The sequence below is a fragment of the Streptomyces antioxidans genome (genome assembly GCF_000968685.2).
Lineage (GTDB): Bacteria > Actinomycetota > Actinomycetes > Streptomycetales > Streptomycetaceae > Streptomyces > Streptomyces antioxidans.
The window spans coordinates 1-16,715 of record NZ_LAKD02000004.1; the positions used below are offsets into that span (position 1 = coordinate 1).

Here is a 16,715-nt window from a genome sequence, read left to right on the forward strand (position 1 = left end):
GCGGGTACCACATCGCTGCGCGATGTGTAAGCGAATACCCGTGCTGCGCACGGGTATTGCGCTTCCGCTCCGCGGAAGCGGAGCGGGTGGCTGCGCCACCCGCTCACCCTGCCTGCTGCGCAGGCAGGGTGACGGTCCGTCCGCTGCGCTCCCGGACCGGCGCGGCATGCCGCGCTATCAGGCTTCCGTTGCACTCCAGCCTGAGGCGGGTCCGCTGCGCTCCCCCGCCTAACGGTCCTTCCGGCTGCGCCTCCAGAACCGTTGGGCCCGCTGGCGCGGGCCGGGCTGACTACGAGAGGTAGGAGTAGTCGCTCGCGTGGGTTTCAGCGTATCGCGTGCATAGTTTGATGCAGCATGTACCGTTGGCAGAAACACGAGACACTCCCCAACTGTCCGGCAGAAGCACTCAATTTCGAGCCTGCATTTCGCACACGGCTATCTGAACGGCTACGGGAATTCAGGCATAGGGGAGGCAAGGAAATGTCAGCAATCCAGCTCAAGGAACACCAGGTAGATCAACGCTCCGCGTTTCGTAGGTGGGTGGGATTTCCTGCAAGATCATCTGTTCCCCCGCAGGGTGCCCGGGGCACGATCGTGTCAGCGACTGGCTCGGGCAAGACGATCACAGCCGCCGCGTGCGCGCTGGAGTTGTTCGCGGACGGCCGGATCCTCGTGACCGTGCCGACTCTGGACCTGCTCGTGCAGACCGCCCAGGCGTGGCGCCTGGTGGGCCACCGGGCACCGATGGTCGCGGTGTGTTCGCTGGATAACGACCCGGTCCTGGGCGAGCTGGGGGTGCGCACCACCACCAACCCGATCCAGCTCGCCCTGTGGGCCGGGTCCGGGCCCATAATTGCGTTCGCTACGTACGCCTCCCTGGTGGACCGCGAAGACTTCAACGACCCGATGGGCCAGGGGAAGGTTCGTGGGCCACTGGAGGCCGCTTTGGCGGGTGGGGAGCGGTTGTATGGACAGCAGATGGACGGTTTCGCGCTCGCCATCATCGATGAGGCCCATTCAACCGCAGGTGATCTAGGTCGGCCGTGGGCAGCGATCCACGACAACGCCCGCATTCCCGCCGACTTCCGGCTCTACCTGACCGCGACCCCGCGCATCCTCGCCGCCCCCCGGCCGCAGAGGGGCGCGGGTGGCCAGGAGCTGGAGATCGCGTCGATGGGCCAGGACTCCCAGACCTACGGTCCCTGGCTTGCCGAGCTCGGGCTGAGCGAGGCGATCGAGCGGGGCATCCTCGCGGGTTTCGAGATCGACGTGGTGGAGATCCGCGACCCCGCGCCGATCCTCGGGGAACCGGAGGAGGCGCAGCGAGGCCGACGTCTGGCCCTGTTGCAGACCGCGCTCCTGGAGCACGCCGCCGCGTACAACTTGCGCACGGTGATGACTTTCCATCAGAAGGTCGAGGAAGCGGCGGCGTTCGCGAGGAAGATGCCGGAGACGGCTGCAGAGTTGTATGTCAACGACGCCTCCGACGACGGCTTGGCAGCCGCGGAGGAGCTGGCGCAGTCGTCGATCAGCGCGGAGTTCTACGAGCTGGAGGCCGGCCGCCACGTTCCGCCGGACCGGGTGTGGTCGGCGTGGCTGTGCGGCGACCATCTCGTCAGCGAGCGGCGCGAAGTGCTAAGGCAGTTCGCAGGCGGTATCGACGCCGCCGGCCGCCGAGTTCACCGCGCGTTCCTCGCCAGCTGCCGCGTGCTTGGGGAGGGTGTCGACATCACCGGCGAGCGGGGAGTGGAAGCCGTCTGCTTCGCCGACACCCGCGGCTCCCAGGTTGAGATCGTGCAGAACATCGGCCGGGCGCTCCGGCTGAACCGCGACGGCTCCACGAAGGTCGCGCGGATCATCGTGCCCGTCTTCCTCGAGGCCGGCGAGGATCCGCAGGACATGGTGGCCAGCGCTTCGTTCCGTCCCCTTGTAGCGGTCCTCCAGGGTCTGCGCAGTCATGATGAGCGCCTGGTCGAGCAGCTCGCCTCCCGGGCGCTCACCAGCGGCAGGCGCAGGGTCCACGTGCAGCGTGACGAGGACGGGCGGATCGTCGGGGCCGGCGGTGAGGGCGAGGGCCAGGAGCAGGACGACACCGACGTCGCTGCCGAGTCGGCCCTGCTCCGTTTCTCCTCTCCCCGGGACGCGGCGACCGTCGCCGCCTTCCTGCGGGCCCGGGTCTACCGGCCGGAGTCCCTGGTGTGGCTGGAGGGCTACCAGGCGCTGCTGCGCTGGCGGAAGGAGAATGAGATCACCGACGTCTGCGCCGTCCCCTATGACGTCGAGGTCGAGGTCGGGACGACGAAGGCGTTTCCGCTTGGCCGTTGGGTCCACCAGCAGCGGAAGGCGCTGCGGGCCGGGCAGCTGGAGGAGCGACGTAAGACCCTGCTGGACGTACCGGAGGCCGGGATGGTCTGGGAACCCGGCGAAGAAGCTTGGGAGTCCAAGCTCGCCGCGTTCCGGTCCTATCGGCGGGCCATGGGGCACCTTGCACCCCGGCAGGACGCTGTGTGGGGCGAGAGCGAAGCCGAGGGCCTGGTGCCTATCGGGCAGCACATGGCCAACCTCCGTCGCAAGAACGGCCTCGGGAAGGACCCGAAACGGGCGGAGAAGCGCGCGCAGCAGCTGGCTGCCGTCGACTCCGACTGGGACTGTCCCTGGCCACTTGACTGGCAACGCCATTACCGCATCCTCGCCTACCTCGCCGAGGACGAACCCGGCGGTGTCTTGCCCGACGTCGCGCCCGGTGTGCTCATGGACGGCGACGACATCGGGCGGTGGCTCCAGCGGCAGACTCAGCCGGCCGCCTGGGCGCAGCTGTCGAGCGAGCAGCAGGAGCGGCTGGCCAAGCTGGGCTTGAAGCCTGTGGAAGTTCTGTCTCCGGTTCCGGCGGCTAAGCGCTTGGCGAAGGGGCGGAGCACAGCACAGCAGGCCTTCCAACGCGGCTTGGTAGCCCTCGCCCAGTGGGTCGAGCGGGAAGGCGCTCACCGATCCGTACCGCGTGGTCATGTCGAGGAGATCGTGATCGTCGGCGAGGGGGAGCCAGTGGTCGTGAAGCTGGGTGTGTGGGTCTCCAACATCAAATCGAGGCGGGGCAAGCTTACCCAGGACCAGCTTGACTCACTGCAGAAGCTGGGTATCGACTGGATCTGACGGTCGTCGGCCAGGTTCCTCTCGTTTGGCGTCGATCCGAGGTTGGGTCAGGGAGGCGGGGGTGGTGTGGTGAGGTACGGCGCGAGTTGGGCTTTAAGGTCGGCGATGTAGGTCTTGAGGTGCGGGTTGAAGTGTCGGTGGGAGATCGGCTGTCGGCGGTTGGGGTTGTGGGTGCGGGAGGGGATCAGGGTCAGGTCGGGTCGTTCAGCGGCTGTGGGGACGTGGTCGTGGCGTTTTTCGAAGGGCTGGGGTGTCTTGGTGTGGCGGGTATCGAGGCGCTGGTTGATGGGCGGGCGGGGGCCGGGGGTTGCGCTCAACGAGGGTCCGGGCAGGCCGGACCCTCGTTGAGCCGTTAGGTCACTTCCCGGACGGTGTCTTCGTTCGGCTGTGTCCGCGGGGCGGTCGCTGGCACGCGGTTCCGGCCGGTCGAGCGGGGGTATCGTCGTGCGCTCGTGGTGCACCGAGCTCGTGCTGCCACGAGGCACGGTCTGCTGTGGCTTGTGCTTGTCCTGGTGGGTCGGTCGCTGCGCACTTGGGACGGGTTCGGTCACCGTGGCTTCGGCCGTCGGATCGGGCGTCACCCCGTATCTGGCTCCGCGGTCACCGATCTGGCCGGGGTGTGTGGTCGCGGCGTTAGCCGAGTGGTACGGGCCATACGACGCCGCTGCGGGGGGTGTCGATGCGGTAGTCGGTGTAGCGTTCTTCGAATAGTCGTGTTCCCAGGTCGTGGGCCTGATCGAGCGGTCGTGAGGGGTCGTGTTCCACTTCGCCGCGGGTGTTGCCGATCCCCCGTACGACGCCGACCAGGTCGCTGTGCAGGTACCGTGCGAATTCCTGCATCTGGGCGACGATGCTGGAGACGGCGCCTGGGTAGGACTCCTCTGAGCTGATCGTGACGACCATGCGCTTGCCGACCAGTTGCTCACGGACCGACTCGCAGTCCGGGTAGTCCGACTTTATGTAGCAGAAGAGGCGGTCGATGAAGATCTTCAGCTGTCCTGACATTCCGTACCAGTACAGCGGGGTGGCGAAGACGATCGCGTCCGCCGACAGCACTTTCTGTAGGACCAGTTGCTCGTAGTTGTCCTCGATGGAGCAGGTGCCGTCGTCTTGGCGGCAGGATCGGCAGTCGCGTAGTGGAGCGGTCACCGTGTCCGTGAGGTGGACGAGTTCGGTGCTGTGGCCGCGGGAGGCTGCTCCGTCGAGGACTGCCTGTGCGAGCAGGCCTGAGTTGCTGTCTTTCCGTGGACTGGAGCTCACGGCGAGGATCTTCATGAGTTGGGTCGCCTTTGTCCGATGAGGCTGGTCTGGCCTTTCTCACGCTGCCACAGGCAAACAGTACAGACAAGGCGGACTTTATGGCGGGTGATGTTAAGGTGAGCTTCATGATGAGCTTGTCCCGTCTCCGCCTGCTCCTGGCCCTTCATGAGCGGGGCACACTGCAGGCCGCCGCGTCCGCGTTGCACATCTCGACCTCTGCGGCGTCGCAGCAGTTGGCGGCCCTGACCCGCGAGGCCGGGGCCCGGCTGACCGAGATGGACGGGCGCCGTCTGAGGCTGACGGACGCGGGCAGGGTTCTCGTCGAGCACGCGTACGCCGTGTTCGCGCGGCTCGAACGCGCGCAGGGGGATGTCCGGGCCGCGGCCGACGGTGAGCTCGGGCAGCTCACCGTCGGGGCCTTTCCGTCCGCGATCGCGACGCTGCTGATTCCGGCGGTCCGGGTGGCCCGCGAGCGGCATCCACGGCTGCGGGTCGATCTGCGTGAGGTCGAGGTGCCGGCCGGGCTGGACCAGCTTTCCACGGGCGATCTCGACCTGGTGGTGGGCGTCGAGGGCGCCGGAACGCAGCCGCCGGATGACCAGCGCTACGCCCGGCTCCCGCTGGGTGTGGACGACTTCCTGCTCGCCGTTCCGCTCGATCACCCCTCTGCCCGCGGTCCGGCCGCCGTTCTCTCTCACCTCGCCGACCAGGAGTGGGTGGGCACCCGGGAGGGTGACTCGTGCGACCAGCTCCTGCACGGTGCCTGCCTGGCCGCCGGTTTTAGGCCCATGGTGCGCCATCGCGCGGCCGACTGGACGGCGATCCTTGCCTTGGTCGAGGCCGGAATGGGCCTGACGCTGCTTCCTTCCAGCGCGAGGATCCCGGTCCCGGCGGCGGTGCGGGTCGTCCCCGTCGCGGAACGGATCAGCCGGCATGTCTACGTGGCGGTCCGGCAGGGCGGTGCCACGCACCCGGCCGTCGCGGCCTACCTGGCGGCGCTCGAGCAGGTGGCGGCAGATGTCTTCGACGAGGTCACAGGGCAGCCACCCCCCAGCGGCATCCCCCACCTGGGGGGACGAGAGGGCTAGAGCCTGGCCCTGTCGGGGTGTCCGCTTCTGCCGGGCGCGTCGCTGAGTGGGGCGTCGACCGCGCCGCCGGTCCGGTCCGCTCGTGTTCGAGGACGTTCACCGGTTGGTGCCGAGCTTGACGGCAACCGTGTGCAGTGAGTCGGCGCGCTGCCGGTCGTACAGATCGAAGGGGTCGTGCAGCGGCCGGTCGAGCACGCCTGCCAGCCATTGCGCATCGCGGGCCATGCCGTCCTGGTCGTGGTCGACGCTGGTTTCGCCGGTCAGGTTCGAGGAGAAGATGCCCGCGGCGGACCGGGGCAGGAAGTCCTCGTAGACGATCGGTTCGAGGTCCACCCAGCCGCCGCGGACCAGGGCTGGCAGGTCGGTGGGCGGGGCGTTCCCGTCGCGTGGCCGGTGGGGGTTCACGACGGCGGTGAAGTAGGCCAGGTCCCCTTCCGCCAGTGCTCGCTCGGTGCGTGGCATCCGCGATGCCCAGGCGGTGGCTGAGCCGTCGGTCTCGGCCAGCAGTCGGTCGTAGCGGTCCCTTCCCGCCGGGGTGAGGGCGATGCCGCGGGCCTCGACCTCGCCGAACCGGACCCGGAGCTGGCCGTCGCTGACGGTCCCGTCCGGTTCGGCGAACCGGCGTGGTTCGGCCAGCGCGCGGAAGGACGTCTGCCGGAGCAGGACGTCGGGCCCGTCCCACTTCGGCGGCCCCTGGATTCGGTCGATCATCGCGATGCCCCTGGACTGCATCTGCCGGTAGAGCTCGTCGATGTCGAGTACCCGTGGGGTGAGGTGGTTGATGTGGGTGGTGCTCACTCCGCCGATGTCGGCCGCGACGCCGGAGATGTTTTCCAGGGTCTGGTACCAGGTGCGGTCGACCGGGGTGTCGGACAGGGCGAACGATGCGGTGGCCAGTTCCACGAAGCGGGTGGCGGCGGGCTCGGGCAGGCCGCCCCCGGCTTCGGCGGCATCCGCGAGCTCGAGCAGTTCGTCCCCGAACAGTCGCCGCTGGTTAAGGAACTTCTCCAGAGCGGCGCGTACGTCGTTGTCGAAGAAACGACGGTCGTCGGGGATGAGCAGGGAGGTGAAGACGCGGAACGGATTGCGGGCGAGTTCTGCGGGGTCGGTCGGGCGAAAGGCAGTGGACACCACGGGGATGGGTGTCGGCGCGGCGTCCCGAAGGTCGTAGAAGCCGGTCGGGTACATTCCGACGGCGCCGAAGATCCTGGCGATCTGGCGGAGCTCACGTGGTGTCCCGACCCGGATCGCGCCGTGCCGCTCGGCGGTCACCCGGTCGATGCTGCCCAGCCGTTCGGCCTTGGCGCCGCGGTCGCGCAGGACCGTGGCATTCACCTGCTGGGCGGCCTCGACCAGGGTGGTGTATGCCGGTACCTCGGTGCCGTACAGGGCTGAGAGGCTGCTGGCGAACCGTGATCGCAGCTCCCAGGTCGCAACGGTGTGTGTCATCGCTGGCCTCCTTGCGTCACCGGCAGCCTGCCGCGCAGCCGCATCGCCTCGCGGACCCGGTCCTGGGCCTGCTGCAACGCCGCCTGGTGGGTGCTGACCTTCAGCGCACGGCTGCGTTCGAGTACGGTCGCCACGTTCGAGCGGAGCTTGTCGGAGATGCTGGCGAAGACCTGCTCCAGCTCGGGCCGGAAGGCCGAGTATCGCGCGTCCATCGCATACGCCGCCGCGACGACGCCGCCGGCGTTGGCGATGAAGTCGGGTACGACGGTGATTCCCCGGGCAGACAGTGCGAGCCTGGCCTCTGGTGTCGTCGGCAGGTTCGCGCCCTCCACCACGAGGCGGGCGGTCACGTCGCGCGCGACGGTGGGGTCGATCACGTCCTGGGTGGCGGCGGGTACGAGGACGTCGGTGTCCACAGCGAGCTCGGCGCCGGCGTCGAGTTGTTTGCCGCCGTAGGCACGGACGCAGTCCTCGCCCAGCTCCGCGTGCAGCCCGCGCAGGCGCTCGATGTCGAGGCCGTCGGGGGCGTAGACGGCGCCGGTCGTGGTGGAGACGGCGACGACGGTCGCGCCGAGTTCGGCGAACCGTGCCGCCGCGGCGGTCCCCACGGCACCGAAGCCTTGGATGACGACGCGCGCGCCGGCCAGGCGCAGGCCGGTCTCGCCTGCAGCGGCGTCGGCCGCCTCGGCGACGCCGAATCCGGTCACCCCGAGTTCGTCGTAGGGAAGTCCCCCGAGCGCGGTGGGCAGACCGACTGATGCGCCGCGGTCGCCCAACTCGTCCAGGAAGATGGCGGCGTCGGGTTCCGACAGGCCCATGTCGAGTCCCAGCACGTATTCGCGTGGCACCTCGTTCGACAGTGCCCGGGCGAACGCTCGCAGGACGGCTTCCTTGTTGTCCGCATGGGGATCCGCGACGATGCCGGCCTTCGCACCGCCGTGAAACAGGTCGACGGCGGCCCACTTCCAGGTCATGGTGCGTGCCAGCCGGGCGATTTCGGTGACCGTTACGGCCGGGCCCATCCGGGTGCCGCCCTTGCCGGTGCCGCGCGCGGTGTTGTCCAGAACGAGGACGCCGCGCATCCTTGTCCGGGAGTCGGAGACACATACGATCTTCTCCGGCCCCCAGTCGTCGATGAGGGAAAACAGTTCATCGGACATGCTCGGTTCCTTGTTCAGAGCGAGGCCGGAAAGGCCGGGTGGATGGTGCGTCGGGCACGGTGTGCCGCCTGGAGCGGAATTGGTTGAGGGCGCCGAGCGCCAGGAAGACCGCGGCGGCCACCAGCGAGCTGACGATCTGTGACCGGACGGATGAGTCGGCCAGCATCGCCACGATGATGTAGACCATCGCGGCGACGGCGAGCACGCTCAACCACGGGAAGCACCACATCCGGATGGTCAGTGTCTGCTCGGCGTCCCTGGTGCGGAGCCGGTATCTGCTCACGATCTGGGTGAGCCCGATGGCGATGTAGACGAACAGTGCCGTGGCACTGCTGGAGTTGAGCAGGAACAGAAATACCTTGTTCGGGGAGAGGTAGTTGAAGATCACGCCCACGAATCCGACGGCGACCGAGGCCAGGATGGCCGACCGGGGTACGCCCCGGCTGCTGAGACGGGCCAGTGCCGCTGGCGCCTGGCCACGCTCAGCGAGTGAAAAGACCATGCGGGACGCTGTGTAGAGGCCGGAGTTCAGGCACGACAGCACGGCGGTCAGCACGATGGCCGCCATGACCACGCCGACCGAGGGGAACCCGATCAAGTCCAGCACGGCGACGTAAGGGCTCTGGTCGACCTTTGAGGAGTTCCAGGGCAGCAGCGTCACCACGATGCCGATGGAGCCGATGTAGAAGAACAGGATCCGCCAGATGATGCTGTTGGTTGTTTTGCGGATCGCCCGAGTCGGCTCCTCGCACTCGGCTGCGGCGATGCTCACCATCTCTGGTCCGACGAAGGTGAGGAAGACGATCAGGGTGCCCCTGGCGATCGAGCCGCCCCCGTGCGGCAGGAACCCGCCGTGTCCGGTGAGGTTGCCAAGGCCCGGCGACGGATGGCCCGGGAAGAGGCCGATGAGGACGATGGCCCCGACGGCGATGAACGCTATGATCGCGACGACCTTGATGGCGGAGAACCAGAACTCGAACTCGCCGTAGGAGCGTACTGACCACAGGTTGGTGGTGGTCAGCGCCGCCATCAGCAGCAGCGCGATCGTCCATTGCGGGGCGGCGGGCACCCAGTCGTGCACGATCGATGCGCCGGCGCTGGCCTCGAAGGCGATGATCACGACCCAGAACCACCAGTACAGCCAGCCGACCAGGGAGCCGGCCCACCGGCCGAAGGTCTCTTCGGCGTAGGTCGAGAAAGACCCGCTGTTGGGGTGATCCGCGGCCAGCTCGGCCAGCATGCGCATCACCAGGATGAGCAGCAGCCCGCTCAGCAGGTAGCAGATCAGGATGCCGGGGCCGACCTGGTTGATCGCGGCACCGCTGCCGACGAACAAGCCGGCGCCGAGCATGCCACCGAGGGTGATCATGGTGATGTGCCGTCGCTGCAGGCTCTTCGCTGGGGGTGGAGAGACAGTTGGAGGTTGAGACACAGGAGGTCCTTCCGGTGACGAGCCGGTGACGAGATCAGGACTGGTAGCCAGGGCTCGGCGGCAGTGCCGCACGAGACATCTCCGCTCCGAGGGCCAGAATTGCCGGCTCGGCGCCGGGGCGGCCCAGGATCTGTCGGGGGCCGTCGGGGGTCGGCACTGCAAGCGCTGGCCAGCCGAGCGCGTTCGCGGTCGGTGTGTGGGCCAGTAACGGCTCGGAGGCGTGCAGCGTGCCGTCGCGATAGTCGGCCAGGACATCGGTCGTCAGCGGCGCGGGGCCATCCATCACGGGGCCGACGTGCAGGTCGATGCCGTGAAGCGCGGCATCGACCTCGGCGCGCCAGGCTCGCATGGTCTCGCGCGCCCGCACGGGGTCGCCGACAGGCTGGGCGAGCTTCACGTGCAGGTCGGCGCCGTAGGTCTGCGGCTCGCGTACCGCGGCTTCCCGGTGGATTCGGTGCGCCTGCTCGCGGAACAGGGTCCAGTGCTCATCGGGCAGCGCGGGCAGCTGCAGTTCTGCCGCGCTGACCACTTTCAGCCCGCTGGTCTCTGGCAGCTGGCGGATGTCGAGGATGCGCTGCAGGGTCGGGACGTCACGGGTGAGGTACCCGGCCCGGTCGTAGTCGGGGGCGAGCGGGTGGACGCCGGCCAGGGGTACCGCGCGGGCAGCGCAGCAGAATCCGAAGATTCCGCAGCAGGCCGCCGGGATCCGGATCGAGCCGCTGGTGTCGGTGCCGATACCGACGTCGGCGGCGCCCGCGGCGACGGCGATCGCGGAGCCGCCGCTGGACCCTCCTGGGGTGCGGGAGCGGTCCTGCGGCAGGCGCATCAGGCCGTAGTGGGGGTTGTAGCCGGACACTCCGTATGCGAACTCGTTGAGGTTGGTCTTGCCGATCACGACTGCGCCCTCGCGTTCGAGGTCGGTCACGATCGGCGCGGTACGGCGCGGGATGTGGTCGCAGTACCGGGTTGATCCGTAGGTCGTCCGCAGGTCCGCCGTGTCGATCAGGTCCTTGACCGCGATGAGAAGTCCTTCGGCCCGGCCGCTGGGAGGGTGTCGCGCGCGGGCGAGTGCGCCGCCTGCGTCGACCGTGATGAAGGCGCCCAGTTCCGGGTCGATGGTCTCCAGGGCGGTGTGTACCCGGGAGATCACGTCGTGGTCCTGGCTTTCGCCTGCCCGGCGAGGAAGGTCAGGATGGTCGCCGCGGCCAATTGCACGGTGAGGCCGTCGCGATCGAGGGGCGGCGATACCTCGGACAGGTCCAGGCCGATGACCTGGGGAACCTGGGAGAGCCGCCACACGAGTTCGAGCAGTTGGTGAGAGGTGAGTCCGCCGACGGTCGGGCAGTTGGTGCCGGGGGCGAAGGCGCCGTCGACCGCGTCGATGTCGATGCTGATCCAGACGCCGTCGGTGCCGTCGACGGCCCGGGAGACCGCCTCTTCCACCAGCGTGTCCATGGGTGTGGTCTGGACCTCGCGTGCGGAGTACACGCGGATGCCCTGCTGGGCGACGTAGTCCGCCGCCGCTTTGGTGTTCTCCCAGCCCGCGATGCCGATCTGGGTCATGTTGCGGCCGCTGATCCGGCCGTCGAGGTCTTCCAGGGCCCGGCGGAACGGTACGCCGGATGCGGGCTCGCCGTGGTGTGAGGCTCGGACGTCGAAGTGGGCGTCGAAGTGGACGACTCCGAGTCGGCCGGTTCGGGCGGCGAGAGCGCCGCGGAGCACCGGGAAGGTGAGGCTGTTGTCCCCGCCGAGCACTATGAGAGGAGCGTCCACGGTGGACATCAGGGCCGTGGTGGCCTCGCTGATCCGCCGCCATGTCTCTTCGACGTCGGTCTGCAGCGCGTCGACGTCACCGGCGTCCGCGAGCGTGCCCCCCTGGCGGAGGTCGCTGTCGAAACCTGCGTGGTAGCTGAGCAGCCCGGCCAGTGCGGTTCGGACTGCTGTTGGCGCGTGCCGGCTGCCGCTGCGGCCCATGGTCGTCGCGTCGAATGGCACTCCGAGGAGCACCGCCGCCGGGCTGGGTGCCTTTTCAAGCGGTAGGAGGAGGTCCGCGACCGGCTCGTCGAACTCGTCTGCCAGTGGTGGGCGCAGGAGTGGTGCGGGGCGGAGAGGGGTCGTGGTCTGAGCAGGGGTGGGCACAGGCGGGCTCCTTCGGTAGAGGTTGCCTGCCCACACGCTAGGAACCTAGGGTCATTATCACAATTCAACTTTGTCTAGGGTGTATCAGTATGGCTAATGGACCTTCTTGGGAGTTCCGGCATCTTGTCGCGCTGATGGCGTTGGCCGAGACCGGTTCCTTTGGCAGTGCGGCGGAGCGGCTGGGCTATACCCAGTCCGCGGTGAGCCAGCAGATCGCTGCTCTGGAGCGGATGCTCGGTGCCCGGCTGGTTCATCGGCCAGGCGGTCCGCGCCGTATCTCTTTGACGGCGGCCGGTGAACGGCTGGTGGTCCATGCGCAGGCGATCCTGCGGCGGGCCGAGCTCGCCGAGGCTGACGTCCACGCCACCGCGGACGCGGCCGCTCCTACTCTGCGGATCGGCACGTTCCAGAGCGTCGCGGTGCGCGTGCTGCCGCCCCTGCTGCAACGGTTCCAAGCGCGCTGGCCGGATGTCACTGTCGAGTTGGTCGAGCACGCAGGCGACGAGCAGCTGCTGGACCTCGTCGAACGGGGGCGGCTCGACCTGACGTTCGCGCTTTTGCCGGTCGGCGAGGGGCCGTTCGCGTGGCGGCATCTGATGAACGGTGAGTATGTGCTCATCACGGCGGCCGGTGCCGTACCCCGCGACGTCAGCATGGCGGGGATCTCACAGCTTCCGCTGATCGGCTACCGGAGCCTGCGCAATGCGCTGCGGATGGAGGAGTACCTCGCCGCTCACGGCCATACGCCCCAGGTGGTCTTCCGGACTGACGGCAACGCCGCCATCCAGCGTCTGGTCGGCGTCGGGCTGGGGGCGGCCCTGGTTCCCGCCTTCGCGGTGGATGATCAAGATGAGGCGATCGCGGTGACCCGGCCGGTCGATGAACTGCCGCCGTTCGTCATCGGCGCGGCATGGCACGCTGATCGCCCTCTGCATCCCGCGGTGGCCGGTCTGGTCGACCTTGCCGTCGAGGTCTGCGGCGAGCTGCAGGATCCAGAACTTGCCCCGTCGTGAAGCCCGGCCACGCGTTCTGGATAAATGGTAATTATTTCTGTGATTCGGGCAGTCTTTCGGCGAGGAGCTGCGCCAGGTGGACTCCCCGCCGGGGCGAGAGGTCGGCTATCTGGGTGCGGCACGAGAAGCCGTCGGCGAGGATGGCCGTCTCCGGCTCCGCTTCGCGCAGTGCGGGCAGCAACTGGTGTTCGGCGACTGCCACGGACACCTCGTAGTGCCCCTTCTCCACCCCGAAGTTGCCGGCCAGGCCGCAGCAGCCGCCCAGCCGGTGTACCTGTGCGCCTGCCTCCCGCAGGAGCCGGGCGTCGTGGTCCCAGCCCATGACGGCGTGGTGGTGGCAGTGCGGCTGGGCGACGACGGCCGCCCCCTCGAACGAGGGCGTCTGCCAGCCCGGGGTCTGGGCGAGCAGCTCGGCCAGCGTGCGGGTGCGCTCCCCGACCGGGGCTGCGACCGTCTCGTCCAGCAGCTCGAGCGCGTCCGAGCGCAGGACCGCCGTACAGGACGGCTCCATGCCCACGATCGGCACGCCCGCCTCGGTGGCCTCGGCCAGCTCGGTGACCGTACGGCCGAGGATCTTCTTGGCCGCGTCGAGTTGTCCGGTGGAGATCCAGGTCAGCGCGCAGCACTGGCGGCGCTCGATGATCTGGGGCCGGTACCCGGCGGCCTCCAGTACGGCCACGGTCGCGCGTCCGACCTCCGGTGTGAAGTAGTCGGTGAAGGTGTCGACGAACAGCAGGACCGGTCGGCCCTTCGCCGGGCGGTCGTCACGGGTCTGCTCGAACCAGTCGCGGAACGTCTGGGGTGCGAATGCGGGCAGGTTGCGGCGCTGGTCCACGCCGGCTGCGGCCAGCGCCAGGGACCGCAGTCCCGGCACCCGCAGCAAGGCGTTGGCGACGCGCGGCATCAGTCCGGCCAGGCGCGCCCACAGCGGCAGGCGGCCCAGTGAGTAGTGTGCGGCCGGACGCAGCCGTCGGCGGTAGCTCTGGTGGAGCACCTCGCTCTTGTAGGCGGCCATGTCGATGCCGGTCGGGCAGTCCGATGCGCAGCCCTTGCAGGACAGGCACAGGTCGAGGGCCTGGTGTACCTCGGGCGCGCGCCAGCCTCCGGAGACCAGGGATCCGTTGATCATCTCCTGCAGAACCCGGGCCCGCCCGCGGGTGGAGTCCTTCTCCTCCCGGGTGGCCAGGTAGGACGGGCACATGACTCCGCCGGATCCGGTGTTGTCCGCCCGGCACTTGCCCACGCCGGTGCAGCGGTGTACCGACTGGCCGAAGTCGCCGCCGTCGTGGCGGTAGGCGAGCGCGAGGTTCCCGCGCACCGGGTGGGCTGCCGGGATCCGCAGGTCGGCGTCGATCGGGCGGGGCCGCACCAGGACCCCGGGGTTGAGCACGTCGTCCGGGTCGAAGATCGCTTTGACCTGGCCGAACAGGTCGATCGCCGCCGTGGAGTACATCAGCGGCAGCAGTTCGCCCCGGGCGCGGCCGTCGCCGTGCTCGCCGGACAGTGAGCCGCCGTAGCCGGCGACCAGGGTGGCCGCGGCCTCCAGGAAGCCGCGGAACTGCTGTGGCCCCTTTGGCTCCTCCAGCGGCCAGTCGATCCGGATGTGCAGGCAGCCGTCGCCGAAGTGTCCGTACGGCAGGCCGGTCACGTTGTACTCGCCCAGCAGTGCCTCGAAGTCGCGCAGGTAGCGGCCCAGCATCGCCGGGGGTACGGCGGCGTCCTCCCAGCCTCCGTGGGCGGGCCGTCCGGCGGGGCTGCGGCCCGCCAGGCCTGCGCCGTCCTCCCGGATGCGCCACAGTGCCGCCGCCCTGGCCGGGTCGGTGATGACGAGGGCGTCCTGGCTGGCGGCGGCCAGCTGCCGGGCCCGATCGAGGACTTCGGTCTCGTCGTCTCCGGCGACTTCGGCGAACAGCCACGCGGACCCGCGTGGCAGTGGTGGCACCGCGTCCGGGCCGCGCCGCGTGCGCACCACGTCGACGATGCGCGCATCGATGCCTTCACAGGCCGTGGGCTGGTGCTTCAGCAGGGCGGGGGCCGCGTCTCCGGCGGTGGCGATGTCGTCGTATCCGAGCACCACCAGGACCCGGTGCGCCGGGTCGGTGACCAGCTTCACCGTTGCCTCGGTCAGTACGGCGAGCGTGCCCTCGCTGCCGGCCAGCAGGCGGGTCACGTCGAAGCGTCGCTCCGGCAGCAGGTGCTCCAGCGCGTATCCGGACACCTGCCGGCCGAACCGGCCGAACTCCGTCCTGATCGTGGCGAGGTTGGCGTTCACGAGGCCGTGCAGGGCGGTCAGCTCGGCGGCGGCTCCCGGCGCGGGGGCGCCCAGCGGGGACGGCAGGTCCAGCGCGGTGCCGTTGCCCGCCACGGCCTTGAGACCGGCGACGTTGTCGGAGGTTCGGCCGTAGCCGAGGGTCCTGGAGCCGCAGGCGTTGTTGCCGATCATGCCGCCGATTGTGCAGCGGGTGTGGGTGGAGGGGTCGGGGCCGAACCTCAGCCCGTACGGAGCCACTGCCTGCTGCAGTTCGGCTTGGACGACGCCGGGCTGTACTACCGCGGTACGGGACTCGGCGTCGACGCGCAGCACCTTGCGCATGTGCCGGCTGAAGTCCAGGACGAGTCCTGGGCCGACCGCGTTCCCGGCGACCGACGTGCCGGCGCCGCGGGCGGTGAGGGGGACTTCGTGGTGCGCACACAGTTCGACCGCGACGGCCACGTCCTCGGCTGACCGGGGCCGTGCGACGAGCAGTGGCGGCACCCGGTAGAGGGAGGCGTCGGAGGAATGGGCTGACCGCGACAGGAGGTCGGTCACGACGTCGGTGACTTGGCGTCGGCGCAGCTCAGTCGCGAGGGTGGCGATCTGATTCATGAGTAGCATGTTACATGCGACATCCCGGGGCCCTGTTTCATCGCGAATGCCGTATTTATCCCGTTGGGAGGGAAGCGAAGGCGGCGCGGCCATCGAGTTCGAGGCGCTGGCCGGGGGCTCCGCCGACTCCTGCACGGCCTGTGCGTATCGATGCGGGCCGCGCCGCCTACTTGCGTACGAAGGGGAGCTTGCGGCCCAAGTCAGGTGACCGCTGTGCCCGGGGCCCGGCTCCCGCAGGTCAGGTCAGGTCGGATTCGTCCACGATGGACGCCCACAGCGCGCCCGTGTCGACCGGCTCGCCCTGCGCCCGGGCCGCCTGCCCGGCCAGGATGAGGCCCGTATTGCTCAGATGGTCACGCATCGCCCGTACGGCGCCCTCGGCGTCTGCGGCGAGGAGGGCCGCCACGATGGGCTCGTGTTCCTCATGCACCCGCCGCAGGCTGCGGGACTGGTCGTCCGTCGACATACCGAGGATGCGCATAGTGTCACGCAGGCCGCCGACGATCGCGCGGGCGCGGCTGTTGCCAGCCGCGATCAGGATGTGGTCGTGCAGGGTCTGGTCCAGCTGGAAGAACAGCAGCTCGTCGTCGGCATCCACTGCTGCTGCCATGTCCTCCATGGTCGCCCGCAACGACTCGCCGAGCTCGGCTTCACCTGCCCTGGCAACCCGCCGGACGGCGGGCAGCTCCAGGGCCAGGCGAACCCCGAAGATCTCGATGATTTCCCTGGGATGCGGCAGCACAACACGGAACCCCCGGTTGCGTTCGACCTGCACCAGCCCTGCCTCTTCGAGCCGCAGCAGCGCTTCGCGCACTGGGCTCCGCGAGACATTGAGCTTCTCGGCCACCTGGTAGACGGAGTAGAGCTGCCCGGGGACCATCGCCCCTGTGTGCACCGCCCGCCGCACCTCGGAGATCACCTGCTCGGCAAGCGACTGCTTCGCGTGCGGCAGGGGCTTCAACGTGAGCTCGGCGCGCTCGCGGCTGGGCGGCATGCTGGCATGTTACCTACCTCGGCGAGGTGGTTTCGCCGACGGCACGTCCGACATGAACGAGGGGGGACGTCGTCTCGACGGCGACGTCCCCCCTCGGCAGCGCCCGAAGCCCTCGAGCCCCACCGGTCTTACGGACGGCCAGTGTTGACCCCATGCGAGATACG

Annotated in this window: 12 protein-coding genes; 3 read left to right on the forward strand and 9 right to left on the reverse strand. The window is 69.1% G+C overall.

Translation table 11 applies throughout. The features are described 5' to 3' along the window. The first annotated feature begins 480 nt into the window (after positions 1-480). Entirely contained in the window at positions 481-3,150 is a 2,670-nt protein-coding gene (locus tag VT50_RS02605; protein WP_075200435.1) for a DEAD/DEAH box helicase, read from the forward strand. A gap of 47 nt (positions 3,151-3,197) precedes the next feature. On the opposite strand, the gene VT50_RS38940 is transcribed toward VT50_RS02605, so the two are convergent. Further along, positions 3,198-3,467, reverse strand: coding sequence for a hypothetical protein (locus tag VT50_RS38940; RefSeq protein WP_143645169.1), 270 nt, complete (start codon positions 3,465-3,467; stop codon positions 3,198-3,200). Between the two features lie 316 nt (positions 3,468-3,783). Then, entirely contained in the window at positions 3,784-4,425 is a 642-nt protein-coding gene (locus VT50_RS02610) for a flavodoxin family protein (protein ID WP_046087933.1), read from the reverse strand. Positions 4,426-4,538: 113 nt separating this feature from the next. On the opposite strand from VT50_RS02610, the gene VT50_RS02615 reads away from it, so the two are divergent. Further along, positions 4,539-5,498: a LysR family transcriptional regulator gene (locus tag VT50_RS02615; RefSeq protein WP_158083180.1), complete on the forward strand. Its 960-nt coding sequence runs from the start codon at positions 4,539-4,541 to the stop codon at positions 5,496-5,498. A 96-nt stretch (positions 5,499-5,594) separates the two neighbouring features. Here the strand turns inward: VT50_RS02615 and hglS are convergent, their stop codons facing one another. Genes hglS through speB form a run of 5 tightly spaced genes read right to left on the reverse strand, consistent with a single transcriptional unit; the run spans position 5,595 to position 11,678 of the window. Further along, the gene (gene hglS / locus VT50_RS02620) at positions 5,595-6,947 is read right to left on the reverse strand and encodes a 2-oxoadipate dioxygenase/decarboxylase (protein ID WP_046087932.1); all 1,353 of its coding nucleotides are present in this window, start codon (positions 6,945-6,947) and stop codon (positions 5,595-5,597) included. After that, complete coding sequence (locus VT50_RS02625) at positions 6,944-8,107, reverse strand: Glu/Leu/Phe/Val family dehydrogenase (protein ID WP_046087931.1); 1,164 nt, start codon at positions 8,105-8,107, stop codon at positions 6,944-6,946. The genes hglS and VT50_RS02625 overlap by 4 nt, the downstream gene beginning before the upstream one ends. Then, positions 8,097-9,611, reverse strand: coding sequence for an amino acid permease (locus tag VT50_RS02630; RefSeq protein WP_276207295.1), 1,515 nt, complete (start codon positions 9,609-9,611; stop codon positions 8,097-8,099). Before VT50_RS02630 ends, VT50_RS02625 begins: the two co-directional genes overlap by 11 nt. Next, entirely contained in the window at positions 9,574-10,689 is a 1,116-nt protein-coding gene (locus tag VT50_RS40165) for an amidase (RefSeq protein WP_053048667.1), read from the reverse strand. Before VT50_RS40165 ends, VT50_RS02630 begins: the two co-directional genes overlap by 38 nt. Continuing rightward, positions 10,686-11,678: an agmatinase gene (gene speB / locus VT50_RS02640; protein ID WP_143645170.1), complete on the reverse strand. Its 993-nt coding sequence runs from the start codon at positions 11,676-11,678 to the stop codon at positions 10,686-10,688. Before speB ends, VT50_RS40165 begins: the two co-directional genes overlap by 4 nt. Positions 11,679-11,767: 89 nt before the next feature. Here speB and VT50_RS02645 point away from each other — a divergent pair, with 89 nt between their 5' ends. Beyond that, positions 11,768-12,691, forward strand: a complete 924-nt coding sequence (locus VT50_RS02645; RefSeq protein ID WP_078840815.1) for a LysR family transcriptional regulator — start codon at positions 11,768-11,770, stop codon at positions 12,689-12,691. Positions 12,692-12,722: 31 nt separating this feature from the next. Here VT50_RS02645 and VT50_RS02650 read toward each other — a convergent pair whose 3' ends face one another. Further along, positions 12,723-15,557 (reverse strand): FAD-binding and (Fe-S)-binding domain-containing protein, encoded by a 2,835-nt coding sequence (locus tag VT50_RS02650; protein WP_107424715.1) that lies wholly within the window; start codon positions 15,555-15,557, stop codon positions 12,723-12,725. Between the two features lie 238 nt (positions 15,558-15,795). Beyond that, complete coding sequence (locus tag VT50_RS02655; RefSeq protein WP_046087928.1) at positions 15,796-16,551, reverse strand: GntR family transcriptional regulator; 756 nt, start codon at positions 16,549-16,551, stop codon at positions 15,796-15,798. Positions 16,552-16,715 lie beyond the last annotated feature (164 nt).